The following is a 17,134-nucleotide window of genomic DNA, read 5'->3' on the forward strand; positions in this document are numbered from 1 at the left end:
TGCGGCCCTACCCGGTCAGATCGCTCGCGCAGGCGCCGATCAGGCGCGCCGGTCGGCGGGTGCCTGCAGTTCGACCGCCTCGCCCGCCTGGCGACCCGCCAGCTCCGACAGCATCGCCCACAGCTCGCCGGCGCCCCGGCTGTCCAGCCAGCGCTCGCCGTCCCGCCTGAAGTGGAAGCCTCCGGCCCGCGCGGCCACCCAGAGCTCGCGCATCGGCGCCTGCGCGTTGACGACGATCTTCGATCCGTCGTCGAACTCGAGCTCGAGCACGTGCCCGCTGCGCGAGGTCTCGATCGACGCCCCGCAGGCGTCGACGGCGTCCTCGATCGCGGCGAGCGTGCGGTCCGCGAGCTCGAGAAATTGGTGTTCGGTCATGCTAGACTGGCCTCGTGGTATTCGCGAATGTTCGGCGTTCGAGTCGGATGCTCCCGTCGCGCTGCGCGATTCTAGCCGCGCTCGCGGGCGCCTTGGTGCTGGCCGGTTGCGGGCAGCGCGGTCCGCTTTACCTGCCCGAGCAGGCCCCGAAGAAGAGCCAGGCCCAGCGAACCGACGGGCCGGGCCCGGCAGTCGCGCAGCCCACCCTCCCCGCTCCCCGATCCTGATTCCATCACCATGGATGCATTCCGCTATCGCCAGCAGCACCTGCTGGCCGAGGACGTCGCGCTCGCCGAGATCGCCGAGCGTTTCGGCACGCCCACCTGGGTCTACTCGAAGGCGGCGATCGCGTCGGCCTTCGACGAGTTCGCCGCCGCGGCCGCCGGCCGCAAGGTCCTCGTCTGCTATGCGCTGAAGGCCAACTCGAACCTGGCGATCGTCGACCTGCTGGCGCGCCGGGGCGCGGGCTTCGACATCGTCTCGGGCGGAGAGCTCGAGCGGGTCCTGGCCGCCGGCGGCGATCCGTCGCGGGTCGTGTTCTCGGGCGTGGGCAAGCAGCGCGCCGAGATGCGGCGCGCGCTGGAGGCCGGCGTGCGCTGCTTCAACGTCGAGTCCGAGAGCGAGTTGCGGCGTCTCGACGAGGTCGCCGGCTCGATCGGTCGCCGGGCGCCGGTGTCGCTGCGCGTCAATCCGGACGTCGACGCCGGCACCCATCCGTACATCTCCACCGGCCTGCGCGAGAACAAGTTCGGCATCGCCCACGACGAGGCGCTGCGCGTCTACCGCCTCGCGGCCTCGCTGCCCAACCTGCGGGTCGTCGGCATCGACTGTCACATCGGCTCGCAGATCACCACGATCGAGCCCTTCCTCGCGGCGCTCGACAAGGTGCTCGAACTGGTCGACGCGCTCGCCGGCGAGGGCATCGTGCTGGAGCACCTGGATCTCGGCGGCGGCCTCGGGATCCGCTACGACGACGAGACGCCGCCGTCGCGCGCCGCGCTGCTGCAGGCCGTGTTCGGCAGGCTCGATCGCCATCCGCGCGGCGCCGGGTTCGAGGTGCTGTTCGAGTTCGGCCGCTCGATCGTCGGCAACGCCGGCGTGCTGCTGACTCGCGTCGAGTACCTGAAGGCGAACGGCGACCGCCGGTTCGCGATCGTCGACGCGGCGATGAACGACCTGATGCGCCCCTCGCTCTACGAGGCCTGGCACGACGTGCTGCCGGTCGAGCAGGGGCTGCCGCGCGAAGCCGACACCTGGGACGTCGTCGGCCCCGTCTGCGAGTCCGGCGACTGGCTGGCGCGCGGCCGGCGGCTCGCCATCGCCGAGGGCGACCTGCTCGCGATCATGTCGGCTGGCGCCTACGGCATGGCAATGAGCTCGAACTACAACACCCGGCCGCGTGGCGCCGAAGTGCTGGTCGACGGCGATCGCGCCCTGCTGGTGCGCGAGCGCGAGCGCGTCGAGGACCTGTTCGCGCTCGAGCGTCGCCTGCCGGACGACGCCGCGGGCTGAGCCGCCGCTGCCCGGCACGCCGGCGGCTGCGGCACCGCGCCAACGCCGACCCCGGGCGCGCGCCGGCGATTGGTCAGCGCCGCCGCTTCACCAGCCTGGCCAGCAGCAGCAGGCCGACGACCGTGCCGTAGATCGCCGGCTCGAGGAAATCGTTCTTTCCGGCCTTGTGCCACCAGAAGTGCAGGATCGCGAGCGGCGCGACCAGGTAGACCAGCCGGTGCAGCGCCTGCCAGCGCGATCCCAGCCGCCTCATCATCGCCTGGGTGGACGTCGCCGCGAGCGGCACCAGCAGCACGAACGCCAGGAAGCCGGCCGTGACGAAGGGCCGCTCGATCACGTCGAGCAGCATCGCGCCCAGGTCGAACCAGTGCTCGAGCCACAGGAACACGGTGAAGTGCAGCAGCGCGTAGAAGAACGCGAACAGCCCCAGCATCCGGCGCAGCCGCACCAGCGCGGTCCAGCCGCTCAGCCTGCGCAGCGGCGTGACCGCGAGCGTCGCGCAGAGCATCACGAGCGCCCAGGTGCCGGTGGACCGGGTCACGAACTCGACCGGGTTGGTGCCGAGCTCGTCGGCGAACCCGAGCGCGAACAGCCTGGCCAGCGGCACCAGGCAGGCCAGGAACACGACCGGCTTCAGCCACGCCGGCAAGCCGCCGCGCGGCACCCCGACCGTGGCCGCCCGCGCCATCAGAAGTGCTTGCGCAGGTCCATCCCGGCGTAGAGCGAGGCGACCTGGTCGCCGTAGCCGTTGAACATCAGCGTGGGGCGCTTGCGCTGCAGGAAGCCGTCCTCGCCGATGCGCCGCTCGGTCGCCTGCGACCAGCGCGGATGGGGAACGTTCGGGTTGACGTTCGAATAGAAACCGTACTCGTGCGGAATGGCCCGGTTCCAGCTGGTCAGCGGCTGCTTCTCGACGAAACGGATCTTCACGATGGACTTGCCGCTCTTGAAGCCGTACTTCCACGGCACGACGATCCGGACCGGCGCGCCGTTCTGGTTCGGCAGGACCTCGCCGTAGAGCCCGACAGTGAGCAGCGTGAGCGGGTGCATCGCCTCGTCGAGCCTGAGCCCTTCCACGTAGGGCCAGCCGAGCACCTGCGAAGACAGGCCGGGCATCTGCTTCGGGTCGGCAAGCGTGAAGAACTCTATGTACTTCGCGTTGCCGGTGGGCTCGACCTGCCGGATCAGCGCCGACAGCGAGTAGCCGATCCACGGGATCACCATCGACCAGCCCTCGACGCAGCGCAGCCGGTAGATGCGCTCCTCGAGCGGCGCGAGCTTGAGCAGCTCGTCGATGCCGAACATCCGGGGCTTCGCGACCTCGCCCTCCACGACGACCGTCCACGGCCGGGTGCGCAGGGACTTCGCGTATCGCGCGGGATCGTCCTTGTCGGTGCCGAACTCGTAGAAGTTGTTGTAGGTGGTGACGTCCTTGTAGGGCGTCGGCGGCTCGCTGGTGGACAGCGGGCTGGGAACGGCCGCGAGCCGCTGCGCGGCACTGGAGGACGGCGGCGCGAGCTGCGCCGCGACCGGACCGGACAGCGCGCCGGCGCCGAGCGCCGCGGCTGCCTTCAGGACATTCCTGCGGCCGTCGTAGGCGGACCTGGGGGTGATCTCCGAGGCGGCAGGCTCGCCCGGAGCGGCGGATCGGATCAGCATGTTGCCTCCTTCACCACGAAGTCGTGGCGAGGAAGGCGAGCTTACCGCAGGCCGGCGATGTAGTCGGAGACCGCCTTGATCTCGGCATCGGACATCCGGGCGGCGATCGCGGTCATCTGCGCGCTGTTCTTGCGCTCGCCCTGGCGGAAGGCGACCAGCTGCGCCTCGGTGTACTCGGCGTACTGTCCCTGCAGCCTCGGGTACTGGGCCGGCAGGCCCGCGCCGTTCGGGCTGTGGCAACCGGCACAGGCCGGCACGTTCTTGTCGGCGATGCCCGCGCGGTAGATCTTCTGGCCGAGTTCCACCAGCTCCTTGTTCTTCGCCGCCGACGGCTTGAGCGTCTGGGCCGCGTAGTAGGCGGACACGTTGCGCATGTCGGCCTCGGAGAGCATGGCGGCGAATCCGGCCATGACCGCGTTCGCGCGCTCGGCCTGCTTGGCGCCTTCCTTGACCTTGAAGTTCGCCAGCTGCTTGTAGAGATAATCCGCGTGCTGGGCGGCGAGCTTGGGGTTCGCCGGACTGCCGCTGTTCCCGTCGGCGCCGTGGCAGGCCGCGCAGACCTGCTGCGCGATCTGTCGCCCCTTCTCGAGGTCGGGCTTGGAGCTCTGGGCCTGTACGGCCGCCGAAGCGGAGAACGCGATTGCGACGACGATGCTGGTACGAAGCATGAGATGACCCGGAAAGGCAGTGACGGCCGGCCTGACGCTGCGGCTAAATGCCGTGGCAGCGCGGTCCCTAAACACGCGATTGTACAATAGGCCCCGCCGCGCCCCCAATCTCCCGGGCGCCCTCGCCGGACTCGCTCACAAGTGGCTTCCCTGCTGCCCACGGCGCGCTTCGCGACGACCGTCGCCAAGCTCGCCCAACTCCCGCGCGACGGTTTGCCGGAGATCGCCTTCGTCGGCCGCTCGAACGCGGGCAAGTCCTCGGCGATCAACGCGCTTTGCCGGCGCAAGCGCCTCGCCTTCGCGAGCAAGACGCCGGGCCGCACCCAGGCGCTGAACTGCTTCGCCCTGGGGCCCGAGAGCGCGCCGGCGCCGGTCGCGCTGATCGTCGACACCCCCGGCTACGGCTTCGCCGCGGCGCCGCTGGAGGTCAAGCGGGGCTGGGACCAGCTGGCCGGCCGCTACCTGCAGATCCGCGAGGCGCTGGCGGCGGTGGTGCTGGTGCTCGACGTGCGCCGCGGCGTGACCGAGCTCGATCGCGCGCTGCTGCGCTGGCTGCGGCCCGGCGTGCCGGTGCTCGTCATCCTGACCAAGTCGGACAAGCTCGGCCGGGCCGAGCAACGCAAGGCGCTCGACGGCGTCGAGGCCGCGTTGCGCGAGGCGCGGCTGCCCAACCCGATTTCCCTGCTCGCGTTTTCGTCGACGACCGGGCTCGGTGTGGAGCAGGCGCGCGCCTGGCTCGACGACGCGATCTCGAATGCGCTCGACCCCAAGGATTCGACCGAGGACCCGACATGACCGACCCGACTCCCTTCCTCCAGCAGTTTCCCGCCACGCGGATGCGCCGCAACCGGCGCGACGACTTCACCCGCCGGATGGTGCGCGAGCACTCGCTTTCGCCCGACGACCTGATCTATCCGGTGTTCGTTCACGAAGGCAGCGGCAAGCGTCAGGCGGTGCCGTCGATGCCCGGCGTCGAGCGGCTCAGCCTCGACCTGCTGCTGCCGGTCGCCGAGCGCTGCCTGGCGCTCGGCGTGCCCTGCATGGCGCTGTTCCCGGTCATCGATCCGGCGCTGAAGACTCCCGACGGAGCCGAGGCGGCCAACCCGGACGGGCTGGTGCCCCGGGTTGTCTCGGAGCTGAAGAAGCGCTTTCCGGAGCTGGGGGTGCTGACCGACGTGGCGCTCGATCCGTACACCAGCCACGGCCAGGACGGCGTGCTCGACGACGAGGGCTACGTGATCAACGACCGCACGGTCGAGATCCTGGTCCGCCAGGCGCAGGTGCAGGCGCAGGCGGGCGTCGACATCGTGGCGCCGTCCGACATGATGGACGGCCGCATCGGCGCGATCCGGCAGGCGCTCGAGTCGGGCGGCGCGATACACACCCGGATCATGGCCTACTCGGCGAAGTATGCGTCGGGCTTCTACGGGCCCTTCCGCGACGCGGTCGGCTCGGCCGCCAACCTTGGCAAGGGCAACAAGAAGAACTACCAGATGGATCCGGCCAACTCCGACGAGGCCCTGCGCGAGGTCGCGCTCGATCTGCAGGAGGGCGCGGACATGGTCATGGTCAAGCCCGGCATGCCCTACCTGGACATCGTGCGCCGGGTGAAGGACACGTTCCGCGTGCCGACCTTCGTGTACCAGGTCAGCGGCGAGTACGCGATGCTGAAGGCGGCCGCCGCCAATGGGTGGCTGGACGAGCGGCAAGTCGTCACCGAGTCGCTGCTGGCGATGCGCCGCGCCGGCGCCGACGGCATCCTGACCTACTTCTCGCTCGACGTCGCGCAGTGGCTGCGCGACGCGCGCTGAACCGGGCGCACGGCCCGGCGCTGCACGGCGGCAGGCGCTTCGGGCCTGCGCCGCCGCCGCGCGGCCGGCAGGGTTCGCGAAGATCGACCGGATGACGCAAGGCGAACGATGATCGACTGGATCGCGATCGGCCCCGAGGGCGCCACCCTGCTCGACCAGCCGCCGGCGCGGCTGCCGGAGCAGGGCTTCGTCTGGTGCGACTGCTCGCACGACGCGGCTCGCGCGTGGACCGAAACCGCGACGGCGCTGACCGGCGCCAGCGTGTTCGAGGCGCACCTTCTCGACGCGGAGAACCTCAACCACCCCTCGTATTTCGAGTCGACGGCCGACTACGAAATGATCGTGTTCCGCAGCCTGGCCGCGCTGCCCGATGAAGGGGATCCGGCCGAGATCCCGCGTCTCAGGACCCGACCGGCGACCTTCTTCCTGTTTCCCGGCCTGCTGGTCACGGTCAGGGCGCCAGATAGCCGCTCGTTCGCCGCCACCCGGGACAGGCTCCTCGGCGTCAGGTCGGGCGCCAGCCGAGCGCCGGCCGCGCCGGAGGAGCTGATGTTGCGGATCCTGAACGCAATGGTCGACCGCTACCTCGAGCTTCGCCAGCCGCTGGCCGAGGCGCTCGAGCGCCTGCAGCGCGAGCTGCTGGCGCCCCGCCGCCAGATCCGCGACTGGTATCCGCTGCTCGAGGCCAGGCGCGAGGCCCGCCGCCTGCAGGACCTCTGCGAGGAGCAGCTCGACGCGGTCCAGGAGTGGCGCGACGAGCGGCTGGAGGGGAGCGGGTACTCGCCCGGCGACCACGGCGCGGGCGCCTCCGGGGGCGGCCGCGGCTCGCCGGGGCTCAGCGAAGCGCTGCAGGTCCGCGCCAGCGACCTGGTCTCTCACATCGACCGCGTGCTGAACCACGCGCGCCGCATGGAGGCCTCGCTCGAGACGGCGGTGCAGCTGCACTTCTCGGCCACCGCCCACCAGACGAACGAGGTGATGCGCACGCTGACCGCGATCACCGCGATCTTCCTGCCGCTGACCCTGATCACAGGCATCTTCGGGATGAACTTCGAGTTCATCCCGGGCCTTCACTCGCCCACCGGCTTCTGGTGGACGATCGCCGCGATGGTCGTGATCGCCGTCGCGCTGCTGGCGCTCTTTCGCGCGCGGGCCTTCCTGCACGAGTCGGCCTTCCTCGGTCGGCGCCGGGCTGCCCGGCGCCCGCCGGCCAGGCCGCCGGGCTGAGCGATCGGCGGCGAGACCGCCGGACCGAGCCTCGCCATCAGCCCTCGACGAAGCGCCGCCGCGTTTCCGCGATCACCCAGCTCGCGTAGGCGGGCAGCACCGCGTCCGGCGCGACCGCGAGGATCTCGGGCAGCTCGTACGGATGCAGCTCGCGCAGGCGCGCCTCGAAATCGCGCCAGCGCTTGCGCGTGGTCTTGACCACCAGCAGCGTCTCGTCGGCCTGTTCGATCGCGCCCTGCCAGCGATAGACCGAGCTGCATCCGGCGAGCAGGTTCACGCAGGCGGCGAGCCGCTCCTCCACCAGCGTTCGTGCGATCGCATCGGCCTGCTCGCGCGAGCCGACCGTCGTCAGCGCGAGAAGAACGCCGTCGGGCTGCGTGACGCCCACCGGCTCGGGCCTGGGCAGCCCGCGATCGCCGCTCGAGGCCGACCTTTCCGAATCCATGAGAACCTCCGCTCGAATCGATGCCCTCGCCCGCGAGCCCCCACGCGGCTCGCCTGCCGGCCTGCCCGGTCGCGCCCGCCACTGTCGGTCCGTCCGCCTGCCGCGTCAGGCGGCGAAGCGCCGGCGCGTCAGCACCAGCGCGAGGTACAGCGCGCTCGCGGCAAAGCCGACCAGCGTCGCCAGCGGCCGCAGCCAATCCTGGGACCATTCGCCGATCACCAGCGGCCGCGCCAGCTCCACCGCGGCCGCAAGCGGCAGCGCCGCGGCCACCGGCGCGAGCCAGTCGGGCAGCGCGCTGACCGGATAGTAGACGCCGGACAGGAAGATCATCGGCGTCATGATCAGCGTGAAATAGTAGGTGAAGAAGTCGTAGCCGCGGGCGAGCGCGTTGAAGCACAGGCCGATCGCGCCGAAGCACAGGCCGGTCAGCACGACGACGCCGAGCGCGAGCGGCAGCGTCGGCGCCCGCGAGATGCCGAGCGTCCAGATCACGGCCATGATCGCGACGCCGGAGAACAGGCTCTTGGTCGCGGCCCAGAGCCACTCGGCGATCACGATGTCGTCGAGCTCGAGCGGCGCGTTCAGCAGCGACTCCCAGGTCTTCTGCACGTGCATCCGGGAGAAGGCCGAGTACAGCGACTCGAAGCTCGCGGCGGTCATCGTGCTCATGCACATCGAGCCGGCGGCCAGGAACAGGATGTAGGGCACGCCGCCGACCTCGGGCAGCAGCCTGCCCAGTCCGTAGCCGAATGCCACCAGCACGATCAGCGGGTCGGCGATGTTGCCGACGATGCTGGCCAGCGCGAGCTTGCGCCAGACCCGCAGGTTTCGCAGGTAGACCGGCAGCCAGCGCAGCGAGGGCCGGGGCAGGGCCATGATCCCGGCGGGGCGCGCCGGGGCGGCGGTGTGCGTCGGTCCGGTGGCGCCCATCAGTCGCGAAGCTCCCTTCCGGTCAGCTTCAGGAAGACGTCCTCGAGATTGGCCGGGCGGCGCAGCACCCGCAGGCCGGCGTCGGCGGCGAGCCGCGCCGCCTCGGCGTCGCCCTGGTCGCAGTACAGGAAGGCGGTCTCGCCGACCAGCTCGGTGCGCGCGGCAAGCGCGCCGGCCTGCGCGGCGGCCCAGGCGGTCGCACCGTCGCCGCTGACCTCGACGACGTGCGCCTCGATCTCGGTGGCGATCAGCCCCTGCGGCGTGCCCGAGGCGATGATCCGGCCCCGGTCGACGACGGCCAGGCGGCTGCAGAGGCGCTCGGCTTCCTCCATGAAGTGGGTGGTCAGCACGATCGTCGTGCCGCGCGCGAGCAGCCTGCGCAGGCGCTCCCAGATCAGGTGCCGCGCCTGCGGGTCGAGCCCGGTGGTCGGTTCGTCGAGGAACAGGATCTCGGGCTCGTTGACCAGCGCCCGTGCGAGCGTGAGCCTGCGCCGCATGCCGCCCGAAAGCTCGCCGGGCTTCGCATCGCGCTTGCCCTGCAGGCCCGCGAAATCGAGCAGCGAGTCGAGTCTCTCCCGCACTCGTGAGGCGGACAGGCCGAAGTAGCTGCCGAAAACGATCAGGTTCTCGGCGACGGTGAAGTCGGGATCGAGGGCATCGGCCTGCGGGACCACGCCGACGCGCATCCGCGCTTCGCGGGCCCGCTGCGGCACCGGCAGCCCCAGCAGACGGATCTCCCCCTCGTCGGCCGTCGCAAGGCCGAGCGCCAGCTTCAGCGTCGTGCTCTTGCCGGCACCGTTCGGGCCGAGCAGGCCGAAGCACTCGCCGGCGCGGACCTCGAAGCCGAGGCCGTCGAGCGCGCGCAGCGTGCCGAAACGCTTGACGAGCCCGCGCACCGCGAGGACCGGCTCGCGCTGCGCTGCGGCGGCCCCGTCATGCTGGTCCATTGCCTGGCTCCCGGAAATGCGAAGGGCGCGCGCAGCTCTCGCTGTCGCGCGCCCGGATCGGCGCGGAGCCGGCCTGGGCCAGAGCCCGGCCGGCCCCTCGCGGCCTCGCCGCGGCTCAGCCCTCCTGGGCGGCCTCGGCCGGCGCCTCTTCGGGCCGGTCCATCAGCTCGACCAGGGCCATCGGGGCGTTGTCGCCCACCCGGAAGCCGAACTTCAGGATGCGCAGGTAGCCGCCGTTGCGGGCGGCGTAGCGCGGGCCGAGCTCGTCGAACAGCTTGACGACCATCTCGCGGTCGCGCAGCCGGTCGAAGGCCAGGCGGCGGTTGGCCAGCGACGGCTTCTTGCCCAGCGTGATGATCGGCTCGACGACCCGCCGCAGCTCCTTGGCCTTGGGCAGGGTGGTCTTGATCAGCTCGTGGCGCAGCAGCGAGTTGCACATGTTGCGCAGCATCGCCTCGCGGTGCGAGCTGGTGCGGTTCAGTTTGCGGAGTCCGTGACGGTGACGCATTTTTCGTTCCTCGGATGCTTCTGGACTGGCCCGATCACGGGCGCTCGAGGCCGGCCGGCGGCCAGTTCTCGAGCTTCATCCCGAGCGTCAGGCCGCGGGATGCCAGCACTTCCTTGATCTCGTTCAGCGACTTGCGGCCCAGGTTCGGAGTCTTGAGAAGCTCGTTCTCGGTCCGCTGGATCAGGTCGCCGATGTAGTAGATGTTCTCGGCCTTCAGGCAGTTGGCCGATCGCACGGTCAGCTCGAGGTCGTCGACCGGGCGCATCAGCAACGGGTCGATCTGCGGCCGCGCGCCGCCGACGCCGGCAGCCGAGGTCTCCGCCGCCGCCTCGGCAGCGCCGCCCTCGAGCGCCGCGAACACCGACAGCTGCTCGACGAGGATGCGGGCCGACTGGCGGACCGCTTCCTCGGGCGTGATGACGCCGTTGGTCTCGACGTCGACGATCAGCCGGTCGAGGTCGGTGCGCTGCTCCACGCGAGCGCTCTCGACCTGGTAGCTCACGCGGCGAACCGGCGAGAACGAGGCGTCGAGCACGATGCGCCCGATGGTCTTGGACTCGTTCAGGTCGCGCATCGTGCCGGGGACGTAGCCGCGGCCGCGCTCGACCTTGATCGACATGTCGAGCTTGCCGCCCTGGGTCAGGGTGGCGATCACCTGCTCGGGATCGATGACCTCGACGTCGTGCGGCAGGTCGATGTCGCCGGCGGTGACCGGGCCCGGGGTGTCCTTGCGCAGGGTCAGGATGACCTCGTCGCGATTGTGCAGCCGGAAGGTGACGCCCTTCAGGTTCAGCAGCAGGTCGACGACGTCCTCGCGGACACCGTCGATCGTCGAGTACTCGTGCACCACCCCCGAGATCTGCACCTCGGTCGGCGCATAGCCGATCATCGAGGAGAGCAGCACGCGGCGAAGCGCATTGCCGAGCGTGTGGCCATAGCCGCGTTCGAACGGCTCCATGACCACGCGGGCATGCGATGCACCGAGTTGCTCGACCTCGACGATGCGCGGCTTCAGCATGGCAGTCTGCATTGATATCCTCTCGTTTAGCGCGAGTACAGCTCGACGATCAGGCTTTCGTTGATGTCGCCGGCGATGTCGCTGCGGTCGGGCACGTTCTTGAAAACGCCTTCCATCTTGGTCTTGTCGACCGAGACCCACGCCGGAAAGCCGCTCTGCTCGGCCAGGCCCAGGGCCTCCTGGATGCGAGCCTGCTTCTTCGCCTTCTCGCGGATGGCGACCACGTCGCTGGGGCGCACCATCATCGACGGGATGTTCACCGCCTGGCCGTTCACCGTGATCGACTTGTGGCTGACCAGCTGGCGGGCCTCGGCCCGGGTCGAGCCGAAGCCCATCCGGTAGACGACGTTGTCGAGCCGCGACTCGAGCAGCTGCAGCAGGTTCTCGCCGGTGTTGCCGCGGCGACGCTCGGCCTCGGCCACGTAGCGGCGGAACTGCTTCTCGAGCACGCCGTAGATGCGCTTGACCTTCTGCTTCTCGCGCAGCTGCAGGCCGTAGTCGGAAGGACGCGAGCCCGAGGTCCGGCCGTGCTGGCCGGGCTTGCTGTCGAGCTTGCACTTGCTGTCGAGGCTGCGGCGAGCGCTCTTCAGGAAAAGGTCGGTGCCCTCGCGGCGGGCGAGTTTGGCTTTGGGTCCGGTGTAACGTGCCACGTGTGGATTCCTCGGAGATACGCGAATCGCTTCGCGGTTAGTCCGTCTTCGGTGACCCGGCCGATATTCCGGCCAACGGGTGACGAACGGTGGTCTTGCTGTTCGGCTCCGTCCCCGGCCCCCGCTAGGCGAGGGCGGACGGTTCGGCGGTCCGGAGACCGCCCGGGCGACCGGGCCGGTGCGGCCATGCCGCCGCCGGCCACGCCCGGAATTCGACGAAGGACGTCAGATGCGACGCTTCTTCGGCGGGCGGCAGCCGTTGTGCGGGATCGGCGTGACGTCCTGGATCTGCATGATCTTGATGCCGAGCGCGTTCAGCGCGCGCACCGACGACTCGCGGCCGGGGCCGGGGCCCTTGATCTCGACCTCGAGGTTCTTGATCCCGCACTCCTGCGCCGCGCGGCCCGCCGCCTCGGCCGCGACCTGCGCCGCGAACGGGGTGGACTTGCGCGAGCCCTTGAAGCCGGCGCCGCCCGACGAGGCCCACGACAGCGTGTTGCCCTGGCGGTCGGTGATCGTGATGATCGTGTTGTTGAACGACGCGTGGACGTGCGCGATGCCGTCCGACACGTTCTTCTTCGCCTTCTTGCGGGCGCGCGACGCGGCTGCCGCCTGCGCCGCCGATTGAGACTTGGTAGCCATTAGCTGCTCTCTGCCAGATACGTTGGTTTGCGACCCGCGATCACTTCTTCAGCGCGACGCCGGCCTTGCGCGGACCCTTGCGGGTGCGGGCGTTGGTGCGGGTGCGCTGGCCGCGGACCGGCAGCCCGCGGCGATGACGCACGCCGCGATAGCAACCGAGGTCCATCAGGCGCTTGATCGCCATCGAGTTCTCGCGACGCAGGTCGCCCTCGATCGTGAGGCGGCCGATCGCGTCGCGGATGCGCTCGAGCTCGGCGTCGTTCAGGTCCTTGACCTTCTTGTCGAACGGAATGTTCGCCGCTTCGCAGATCTGCCGAGCGCGCGTCCGGCCGATGCCGAAGATCGCCGTCAGGCCGATCTCGGTGTGCTGACGGTCGGGGATGTTGATGCCCGCAATACGTGCCATGGATGTAATTCCTCGTTCAGCCCTGACGCTGCTTGTGCCGCGGATCGGTGCAGATCACGCGAACCACGCCGTTGCGCTTGATGATCTTGCAGTTGCGGCAGATCTTCTTGACGGAAGCCAATACCTTCATCATTCACCTCGATAGTCGCCGGCCCCTGCCGCGCCGCGGCGCCAGGCCTCGCCTTGCTTCATTTCGACCGGAAGACGATCCGGGCCCGGGACAGGTCATAGGGCGTGAGCTCCACCGTGACCTTGTCGCCGGGAAGGATGCGGATGTAGTGCATCCGCATCTTTCCGGATATGTGCCCCAGCACCATGTGTCCGTTCTCGAGTTTCACGCGGAACGTCGCGTTGGGCAGGTTCTCGACCACCTCGCCCTGCATCTGGATGACGTCTTCCTTGCTCATCGGACGCCCGCTTCTAGAGTCCCATGCCCTTCGCGCCGGTCTTGCGCAACAGGCTCTCGTACTGGTGCGACATCACGTAGGCCTGGACCTGCGACATGAAGTCCATCGTGACCACCACGATGATCAGCAGCGAGGTTCCGCCGAAGTAGAACGGAACGTTCCACTTCAGGACCAGGAACTCCGGCAGCAGGCAGACCGCCGTGATGTAGATCGCGCCGGCCAGCGTGAGGCGCATCAGGATCTTGTCGATGTACTTCGCCGTCTGCTCGCCCGGCCGGATGCCCGGCACCAGCGCACCGCTCTTCTTCAGGTTGTCCGCCGTCTCGCGGCTGTTGAAGACCAGCGCGGTGTAGAAGAAGCAGAAGAACACGATCGCCAGCGCGTACATCAGGATGTACACCGGCTGTCCCGGCGACAGCGTCGACGCGATGTCGCGGATCCAGCGGATCGCCACATTCGACGGGTCGCCGGAGGTGAACCACTGCGCGATCGTCGCCGGGAACAGGATGATCGACGACGCGAAGATCGGCGGGATCACGCCCGACATGTTCAGCTTCAGCGGCAGGTGCGAGGTCTGGCCGCCGTACACGCGGTTGCCCACCTGGCGCTTCGCGTAGTTGACCGTGATCTTGCGCTGACCCCGCTCGACGAACACCACGAAGGCGGTCACGACGACGACCAGCACGATGATCAACAGCGACACGAAGGCGCTCATCGCGCCGGTGCGCACCAGCTCGCCCATGCCCGCTATCGCGCCGGGCAGCCCCGCCACGATGCCCGCGAAGATGATGATCGAGATGCCGTTGCCCAGCCCGCGCTCGGTGATCTGCTCGCCGAGCCACATCAGGAACATCGTGCCGGTGACCAGCGAGACCACGGTGGTGAACCGGAAGGCCAGGCCCGGGTCGATGACCAGCCCGGGCTGCGACTCGATCGCCACCGCGATGCCGACGGCCTGGAAGGTTGCCAGGCCCACGGTGAACCAGCGCGTGTACTTCGTGATTTCCCGCCGGCCCGCCTCGCCTTCCTTCTTCTTGGCCTCCAGGTACGGAACGACCACCGTGAGCAGCTGCATGATGATCGATGCCGAGATGTACGGCATGATCCCGAGCGCGAACACGGTGAAGCGCGACAGCGCGCCGCCCGAGAACAGGTTGAACATCCCCAGGATGCCCCCCTGCTGGCCCCGGAACAGCTCGGCGAGCTGGTCCGGATCGATGCCCGGCACCGGCACGTGCGCGCCGATCCGGTAGACGATCAGGGCGAGCAGGAGGAAAAGCAGGCGACGCTTCAGGTCGCCGAACTTTCCGCCCTTGACCAGCGCTGCGGGAGAAGTGGCCACTTCGGTTACGTCCTCAGGCGACCGAGCCGCCCGCAGCCTCGATGGCCGCCTTCGCGCCCTTCGTGGCGCCCACGCCCTTCAGCGCGACCTTGCGCGAGAGCTCGCCCGACAGGAAGACCTTGGCGGCGCGCGCAAGCTGCGGCACCACGCCGGCGGCCTTCAGCGTCAGCAGGTCGATCTCGTCGGCCTCCAGGCGCTGCAGGTCGGACAGGCGGACCTCGGCGGTGTCGGCCGCGGTCAGCGACTTGAACCCGCGCTTGGGCAGCCGGCGCTGCAGCGGCATCTGGCCGCCTTCGAAACCGACCTTGTGGAAACCGCCCGAGCGCGACTTCTGGCCCTTGTGGCCGCGTCCCGCGGTCTTGCCGAGCCCGGAGCCGATGCCCCGGCCGACCCGCTTGGCGGCGTGCTTGCTGCCCTCGGCGGGCTTCAGTTCGTTCAGCTTCATGGAACCTCCGGTGTCCCGATCCGTCGCGCTCAGCCGACGCGGACCAGGTACGACACCTTGTTGATCATCCCGCGGACCGCCGGCGTGTCTTCCAGCTCGCGGGTCTGGTTCAGCTTCTTCAGGCCGAGCCCGAGGACCGTCGCCTTGTGCGAGCCGCGGGTGCCGATCGGGCTGCGTACCAGCGTGACCTTGATCGTCTTGTTGCTCATCGTTCTCTCCGTGCGCCGCGCCGGGGCGGACGCCTCGCCGCTCAACCGAGGATTTCCTCGATCGTCTTGCCGCGCTTGGCGGCGATCTCGGCAGGGGTGTTCAGGTTCGTCAGCGCGTCGATCGTGGCCCGGACCATGTTGTACGGGTTCGACGAACCGTGGCTCTTGGCGACGACGTTCGTGACGCCCATCACTTCGAAGATCGCGCGCATCGGGCCGCCGGCGATGATGCCGGTGCCGTCGGGGGCGGGCTTGAGCATCACGGTCGAGGCGCCGTGGCGACCCATGACCTGGTGATGCAGCGTGCCGCCGCGCAGCGGGATCTTGACCATCTTGCGGCGGGCCTCGTCCATCGCCTTCTGCACCGCAACCGGCACCTCGCGCGACTTGCCCTTGCCCATGCCGATGCGGCCATCGCCGTCGCCGACCACCGTGAGTGCCGCGAAACCGAGGATGCGGCCGCCCTTGACGACCTTGGTGACCCGGTTGACCGCGATCATCTTCTCGCGAAGACCGTCGTCGCGCTCCTCGCCGCCAACCTTAGCTTGAACTTTAGCCATGTCTTAGCCCTTAGAACTTAAGGCCGGCTTCACGCGCGGCCTCGGCCAGCGCCTTCACGCGGCCGTGGTACCGGTAGCCGGAGCGATCGAAGGCGACGCTGTCGATGCCGGCAGCGAGCGCCTTCTCGGCGATTCGCTTGCCGATCAGCGCGGCCGCCGACGCGTTTCCGCCCTTGCCCTGCTGGCCGGCCAGCTGCGAGCGGATCTCCTGTTCCACCGTGGAGGCGGAAACGAGCACCCGGTCGCCCGCCGCATCGGTGATGCTGGCGTAGATGTGCGTGTTCGTGCGATGCACCGTCAGCCGGTTGACCCGCAGTTCGCGGATCTTGAGCCGCGTCTGACGGGCGCGGCGCAGGCGAGATTGGTTCTTGTCCATCGTCATTCCCTGGGAAGAAGCAGCGCGGGCGCTTACTTCTTCTTGACTTCCTTCAACACGACGCGCTCGTCGGAATAGCGCACGCCCTTGCCCTTGTACGGCTCGGGCTCGCGGAACGCGCGGATCTCGGCGGCGACCTGGCCGACGGCCTGCTTGTCGGCGCCCTTGATAACGATCTCGGTCTGCGTCGGCGTCTCGGCCTTCACGCCATCCGGAAGCTTGTAGACGACCGGATGCGAGAAGCCTAGCGACAGGTTCAGGCTGGCGCCCTGGGCCTGCGCCCGGTAACCGGTGCCGACCAGCTGGAGCTTGCGCTCGAAGCCCTTCGAAACGCCCTGCACCATGTTCGCGACCAGCGCGCGGTAGGTGCCGCTCATCGCGTTCGCCTCGCGCGACTCGTCGACCGGCTTGACGCGAAGCTCCGCGCCTTCGCGCTCGATCGAGATCAGCGGGTTCAGGCGCTGGCTCAGCGTGCCGTTCGAGCCCTTGACCGTGATGAGGTCGGCGGCGACGTTCACGTCGACGCCCGCCGGCACCGGGATCGGGTTCTTGCCTACTCGGGACATGTCAGTTCCTCCCCGATCAGGCCACGAAGCCGATGACTTCGCCGCCCAGGCCGGTGGCGCGCGCATGACGGTCGGTCATGACGCCCTTCGACGTGGTGACGATCGCGACGCCCAGGCCGTTCATCACCTGGGGCAGCGCGTCGCGGCCGCGGTAGACCCGCAGGCCGGGGCGCGAGACCCGGTCGAGCCGCTCGATGACCGGGCGGCCGGCGTAGTACTTCAACTGGACCTCCAGCGTCCGCAGGGCGCCATCGCCCTTGACGGAGAAGTCCTCGATATAGCCTTCGTCTTTCAGAAGCTTGGCAATCGCCACCTTCAGCTTGGACGTCGGCATGGACACCGATTGCTTTTCGACGCGCTGCGCGTTGCGGATGCGCGTGAACATGTCGGCGATCGGATCGCTCATGCTCATGATGTGGTTCCTCTTTCCA

The 17,134-nt window shown here is 69.3% G+C and carries 26 protein-coding genes; 5 read left to right on the forward strand and 21 right to left on the reverse strand.

Annotated features, from left to right (window positions below; all coding sequences use genetic code 11):
- Nucleotides 1-39: 39 nt before the first annotated feature.
- A complete protein-coding gene (gene cyaY, locus M6I34_RS10195) occupies nucleotides 40-375 on the reverse strand; it encodes an iron donor protein CyaY (RefSeq protein WP_272485577.1) in 336 nt (111 codons plus the stop codon).
- A gap of 47 nt (nucleotides 376-422) precedes the next feature.
- Here cyaY and lptM point away from each other — a divergent pair, with 47 nt between their 5' ends.
- Together lptM and lysA are read left to right on the forward strand one after the other, a co-directional pair.
- A complete protein-coding gene (gene lptM / locus M6I34_RS10200) occupies nucleotides 423-602 on the forward strand; it encodes an LPS translocon maturation chaperone LptM (RefSeq protein ID WP_272485578.1) in 180 nt (59 codons plus the stop codon).
- Nucleotides 603-612: 10 nt separating this feature from the next.
- Nucleotides 613-1,887 (forward strand): diaminopimelate decarboxylase, encoded by a 1,275-nt coding sequence (lysA, locus tag M6I34_RS10205; protein ID WP_272485579.1) that lies wholly within the window; start codon nucleotides 613-615, stop codon nucleotides 1,885-1,887.
- A gap of 73 nt (nucleotides 1,888-1,960) precedes the next feature.
- On the opposite strand, the gene M6I34_RS10210 is transcribed toward lysA, so the two are convergent.
- Genes M6I34_RS10210 through M6I34_RS10220 form a run of 3 tightly spaced genes read right to left on the reverse strand, consistent with a single transcriptional unit; the run spans nucleotide 1,961 to nucleotide 4,214 of the window.
- Nucleotides 1,961-2,575: a protein-methionine-sulfoxide reductase heme-binding subunit MsrQ gene (locus M6I34_RS10210; protein ID WP_272485580.1), complete on the reverse strand. Its 615-nt coding sequence runs from the start codon at nucleotides 2,573-2,575 to the stop codon at nucleotides 1,961-1,963.
- Nucleotides 2,575-3,546 carry a protein-methionine-sulfoxide reductase catalytic subunit MsrP gene (gene msrP / locus M6I34_RS10215; protein ID WP_272485581.1) on the reverse strand — a complete coding sequence of 324 codons (972 nt, stop codon included), beginning with the start codon at nucleotides 3,544-3,546 and terminating at the stop codon, nucleotides 2,575-2,577. Before msrP ends, M6I34_RS10210 begins: the two co-directional genes overlap by 1 nt.
- 41 nt (nucleotides 3,547-3,587) lie before the next feature.
- Nucleotides 3,588-4,214 carry a c-type cytochrome gene (locus M6I34_RS10220; RefSeq protein WP_272485582.1) on the reverse strand — a complete coding sequence of 209 codons (627 nt, stop codon included), beginning with the start codon at nucleotides 4,212-4,214 and terminating at the stop codon, nucleotides 3,588-3,590.
- A gap of 141 nt (nucleotides 4,215-4,355) precedes the next feature.
- Between M6I34_RS10220 and yihA the strand changes: the two genes are divergently transcribed.
- The 3 genes from yihA to M6I34_RS10235 all read left to right on the forward strand — a co-directional run bounded on the left by yihA (nucleotide 4,356) and on the right by M6I34_RS10235 (nucleotide 7,252).
- Entirely contained in the window at nucleotides 4,356-5,009 is a 654-nt protein-coding gene (gene yihA, locus M6I34_RS10225; protein WP_272485583.1) for a ribosome biogenesis GTP-binding protein YihA/YsxC, read from the forward strand.
- Nucleotides 5,006-6,025 carry a porphobilinogen synthase gene (gene hemB, locus M6I34_RS10230; RefSeq protein ID WP_272485584.1) on the forward strand — a complete coding sequence of 340 codons (1,020 nt, stop codon included), beginning with the start codon at nucleotides 5,006-5,008 and terminating at the stop codon, nucleotides 6,023-6,025. The genes yihA and hemB overlap by 4 nt, the downstream gene beginning before the upstream one ends.
- A gap of 108 nt (nucleotides 6,026-6,133) precedes the next feature.
- Nucleotides 6,134-7,252 carry a magnesium transporter CorA family protein gene (locus tag M6I34_RS10235; RefSeq protein ID WP_272485585.1) on the forward strand — a complete coding sequence of 373 codons (1,119 nt, stop codon included), beginning with the start codon at nucleotides 6,134-6,136 and terminating at the stop codon, nucleotides 7,250-7,252.
- A 37-nt stretch (nucleotides 7,253-7,289) separates the two neighbouring features.
- Here the strand turns inward: M6I34_RS10235 and cutA are convergent, their stop codons facing one another.
- The 17 genes from cutA to rpsH all read right to left on the reverse strand — a co-directional run bounded on the left by cutA (nucleotide 7,290) and on the right by rpsH (nucleotide 17,115).
- Nucleotides 7,290-7,697, reverse strand: a complete 408-nt coding sequence (gene cutA / locus M6I34_RS10240) for a divalent-cation tolerance protein CutA (RefSeq protein ID WP_272485586.1) — start codon at nucleotides 7,695-7,697, stop codon at nucleotides 7,290-7,292.
- A gap of 105 nt (nucleotides 7,698-7,802) precedes the next feature.
- A complete protein-coding gene (locus tag M6I34_RS10245; protein ID WP_418953510.1) occupies nucleotides 7,803-8,627 on the reverse strand; it encodes an ABC transporter permease in 825 nt (274 codons plus the stop codon).
- Nucleotides 8,627-9,574: an ATP-binding cassette domain-containing protein gene (locus M6I34_RS10250; RefSeq protein ID WP_272485587.1), complete on the reverse strand. Its 948-nt coding sequence runs from the start codon at nucleotides 9,572-9,574 to the stop codon at nucleotides 8,627-8,629. The genes M6I34_RS10245 and M6I34_RS10250 overlap by 1 nt, the downstream gene beginning before the upstream one ends.
- Before the next feature lie 115 nt (nucleotides 9,575-9,689).
- On the reverse strand, nucleotides 9,690-10,082 hold the full coding sequence (gene rplQ / locus M6I34_RS10255; RefSeq protein ID WP_272485588.1) for a 50S ribosomal protein L17: 393 nt from the start codon (nucleotides 10,080-10,082) through the stop codon (nucleotides 9,690-9,692).
- 34 nt (nucleotides 10,083-10,116) lie between these two features.
- On the reverse strand, nucleotides 10,117-11,112 hold the full coding sequence (locus M6I34_RS10260; protein ID WP_272485589.1) for a DNA-directed RNA polymerase subunit alpha: 996 nt from the start codon (nucleotides 11,110-11,112) through the stop codon (nucleotides 10,117-10,119).
- Nucleotides 11,113-11,126: 14 nt separating this feature from the next.
- Nucleotides 11,127-11,750: a 30S ribosomal protein S4 gene (gene rpsD, locus M6I34_RS10265; protein WP_272485590.1), complete on the reverse strand. Its 624-nt coding sequence runs from the start codon at nucleotides 11,748-11,750 to the stop codon at nucleotides 11,127-11,129.
- Between the two features lie 225 nt (nucleotides 11,751-11,975).
- Nucleotides 11,976-12,392 carry a 30S ribosomal protein S11 gene (rpsK, locus tag M6I34_RS10270; protein WP_272485591.1) on the reverse strand — a complete coding sequence of 139 codons (417 nt, stop codon included), beginning with the start codon at nucleotides 12,390-12,392 and terminating at the stop codon, nucleotides 11,976-11,978.
- 40 nt (nucleotides 12,393-12,432) lie between these two features.
- A complete protein-coding gene (gene rpsM, locus M6I34_RS10275; RefSeq protein WP_272485592.1) occupies nucleotides 12,433-12,798 on the reverse strand; it encodes a 30S ribosomal protein S13 in 366 nt (121 codons plus the stop codon).
- 16 nt (nucleotides 12,799-12,814) lie between these two features.
- Entirely contained in the window at nucleotides 12,815-12,928 is a 114-nt protein-coding gene (gene rpmJ, locus M6I34_RS10280; protein ID WP_272486654.1) for a 50S ribosomal protein L36, read from the reverse strand.
- 58 nt (nucleotides 12,929-12,986) lie between these two features.
- The gene (gene infA, locus M6I34_RS10285) at nucleotides 12,987-13,205 is read right to left on the reverse strand and encodes a translation initiation factor IF-1 (protein ID WP_147705334.1); all 219 of its coding nucleotides are present in this window, start codon (nucleotides 13,203-13,205) and stop codon (nucleotides 12,987-12,989) included.
- Between the two features lie 13 nt (nucleotides 13,206-13,218).
- The gene (gene secY, locus M6I34_RS10290; RefSeq protein ID WP_272485593.1) at nucleotides 13,219-14,547 is read right to left on the reverse strand and encodes a preprotein translocase subunit SecY; all 1,329 of its coding nucleotides are present in this window, start codon (nucleotides 14,545-14,547) and stop codon (nucleotides 13,219-13,221) included.
- 13 nt (nucleotides 14,548-14,560) lie between these two features.
- On the reverse strand, nucleotides 14,561-14,992 hold the full coding sequence (gene rplO / locus M6I34_RS10295) for a 50S ribosomal protein L15 (protein ID WP_272485594.1): 432 nt from the start codon (nucleotides 14,990-14,992) through the stop codon (nucleotides 14,561-14,563).
- Nucleotides 14,993-15,021: 29 nt separating this feature from the next.
- Entirely contained in the window at nucleotides 15,022-15,201 is a 180-nt protein-coding gene (gene rpmD, locus M6I34_RS10300; protein WP_272485595.1) for a 50S ribosomal protein L30, read from the reverse strand.
- A 41-nt stretch (nucleotides 15,202-15,242) separates the two neighbouring features.
- The gene (gene rpsE, locus M6I34_RS10305; protein WP_272485596.1) at nucleotides 15,243-15,761 is read right to left on the reverse strand and encodes a 30S ribosomal protein S5; all 519 of its coding nucleotides are present in this window, start codon (nucleotides 15,759-15,761) and stop codon (nucleotides 15,243-15,245) included.
- A 10-nt stretch (nucleotides 15,762-15,771) separates the two neighbouring features.
- Complete coding sequence (gene rplR, locus M6I34_RS10310) at nucleotides 15,772-16,137, reverse strand: 50S ribosomal protein L18 (RefSeq protein WP_272485597.1); 366 nt, start codon at nucleotides 16,135-16,137, stop codon at nucleotides 15,772-15,774.
- A 32-nt stretch (nucleotides 16,138-16,169) separates the two neighbouring features.
- Nucleotides 16,170-16,703: a 50S ribosomal protein L6 gene (gene rplF, locus M6I34_RS10315; protein WP_272485598.1), complete on the reverse strand. Its 534-nt coding sequence runs from the start codon at nucleotides 16,701-16,703 to the stop codon at nucleotides 16,170-16,172.
- 16 nt (nucleotides 16,704-16,719) lie between these two features.
- A complete protein-coding gene (gene rpsH, locus M6I34_RS10320; RefSeq protein WP_272485599.1) occupies nucleotides 16,720-17,115 on the reverse strand; it encodes a 30S ribosomal protein S8 in 396 nt (131 codons plus the stop codon).
- Nucleotides 17,116-17,134: the final 19 nt, after the last annotated feature.

Source organism: Zeimonas sediminis (assembly GCF_023721795.1).
Classification (GTDB): domain Bacteria; phylum Pseudomonadota; class Gammaproteobacteria; order Burkholderiales; family Burkholderiaceae_E; genus Zeimonas; species Zeimonas sediminis.

Bases quoted from the DNA above. Each gene is read 5' to 3' on its own strand.
- cyaY (WP_272485577.1), bottom strand. From the start codon at position 375: ATGACCGAACACCAATTTCTCGAGCTCGCGGACCGCACGCTCGCCGCG.
- lptM (WP_272485578.1), top strand. From the start codon at position 423: ATGCTCCCGTCGCGCTGCGCGATTCTAGCCGCGCTCGCGGGCGCCTTG.
- lysA (WP_272485579.1), top strand. From the start codon at position 613: ATGGATGCATTCCGCTATCGCCAGCAGCACCTGCTGGCCGAGGACGTC.
- M6I34_RS10210 (WP_272485580.1), bottom strand. From the start codon at position 2,575: ATGGCGCGGGCGGCCACGGTCGGGGTGCCGCGCGGCGGCTTGCCGGCG.
- msrP (WP_272485581.1), bottom strand. From the start codon at position 3,546: ATGCTGATCCGATCCGCCGCTCCGGGCGAGCCTGCCGCCTCGGAGATC.
- M6I34_RS10220 (WP_272485582.1), bottom strand. From the start codon at position 4,214: ATGCTTCGTACCAGCATCGTCGTCGCAATCGCGTTCTCCGCTTCGGCG.
- hemB (WP_272485584.1), top strand. From the start codon at position 5,006: ATGACCGACCCGACTCCCTTCCTCCAGCAGTTTCCCGCCACGCGGATG.
- M6I34_RS10235 (WP_272485585.1), top strand. From the start codon at position 6,134: ATGATCGACTGGATCGCGATCGGCCCCGAGGGCGCCACCCTGCTCGAC.
- cutA (WP_272485586.1), bottom strand. From the start codon at position 7,697: ATGGATTCGGAAAGGTCGGCCTCGAGCGGCGATCGCGGGCTGCCCAGG.
- M6I34_RS10245 (WP_418953510.1), bottom strand. From the start codon at position 8,627: ATGGGCGCCACCGGACCGACGCACACCGCCGCCCCGGCGCGCCCCGCC.
- M6I34_RS10250 (WP_272485587.1), bottom strand. From the start codon at position 9,574: ATGGACCAGCATGACGGGGCCGCCGCAGCGCAGCGCGAGCCGGTCCTC.
- rplQ (WP_272485588.1), bottom strand. From the start codon at position 10,082: ATGCGTCACCGTCACGGACTCCGCAAACTGAACCGCACCAGCTCGCAC.
- M6I34_RS10260 (WP_272485589.1), bottom strand. From the start codon at position 11,112: ATGCAGACTGCCATGCTGAAGCCGCGCATCGTCGAGGTCGAGCAACTC.
- rpsK (WP_272485591.1), bottom strand. From the start codon at position 12,392: ATGGCTACCAAGTCTCAATCGGCGGCGCAGGCGGCAGCCGCGTCGCGC.
- rpsM (WP_272485592.1), bottom strand. From the start codon at position 12,798: ATGGCACGTATTGCGGGCATCAACATCCCCGACCGTCAGCACACCGAG.
- rpmJ (WP_272486654.1), bottom strand. From the start codon at position 12,928: ATGAAGGTATTGGCTTCCGTCAAGAAGATCTGCCGCAACTGCAAGATC.
- infA (WP_147705334.1), bottom strand. From the start codon at position 13,205: ATGAGCAAGGAAGACGTCATCCAGATGCAGGGCGAGGTGGTCGAGAAC.
- rplO (WP_272485594.1), bottom strand. From the start codon at position 14,992: ATGAAGCTGAACGAACTGAAGCCCGCCGAGGGCAGCAAGCACGCCGCC.
- rpmD (WP_272485595.1), bottom strand. From the start codon at position 15,201: ATGAGCAACAAGACGATCAAGGTCACGCTGGTACGCAGCCCGATCGGC.
- rpsE (WP_272485596.1), bottom strand. From the start codon at position 15,761: ATGGCTAAAGTTCAAGCTAAGGTTGGCGGCGAGGAGCGCGACGACGGT.
- rplR (WP_272485597.1), bottom strand. From the start codon at position 16,137: ATGGACAAGAACCAATCTCGCCTGCGCCGCGCCCGTCAGACGCGGCTC.
- rplF (WP_272485598.1), bottom strand. From the start codon at position 16,703: ATGTCCCGAGTAGGCAAGAACCCGATCCCGGTGCCGGCGGGCGTCGAC.
- rpsH (WP_272485599.1), bottom strand. From the start codon at position 17,115: ATGAGCATGAGCGATCCGATCGCCGACATGTTCACGCGCATCCGCAAC.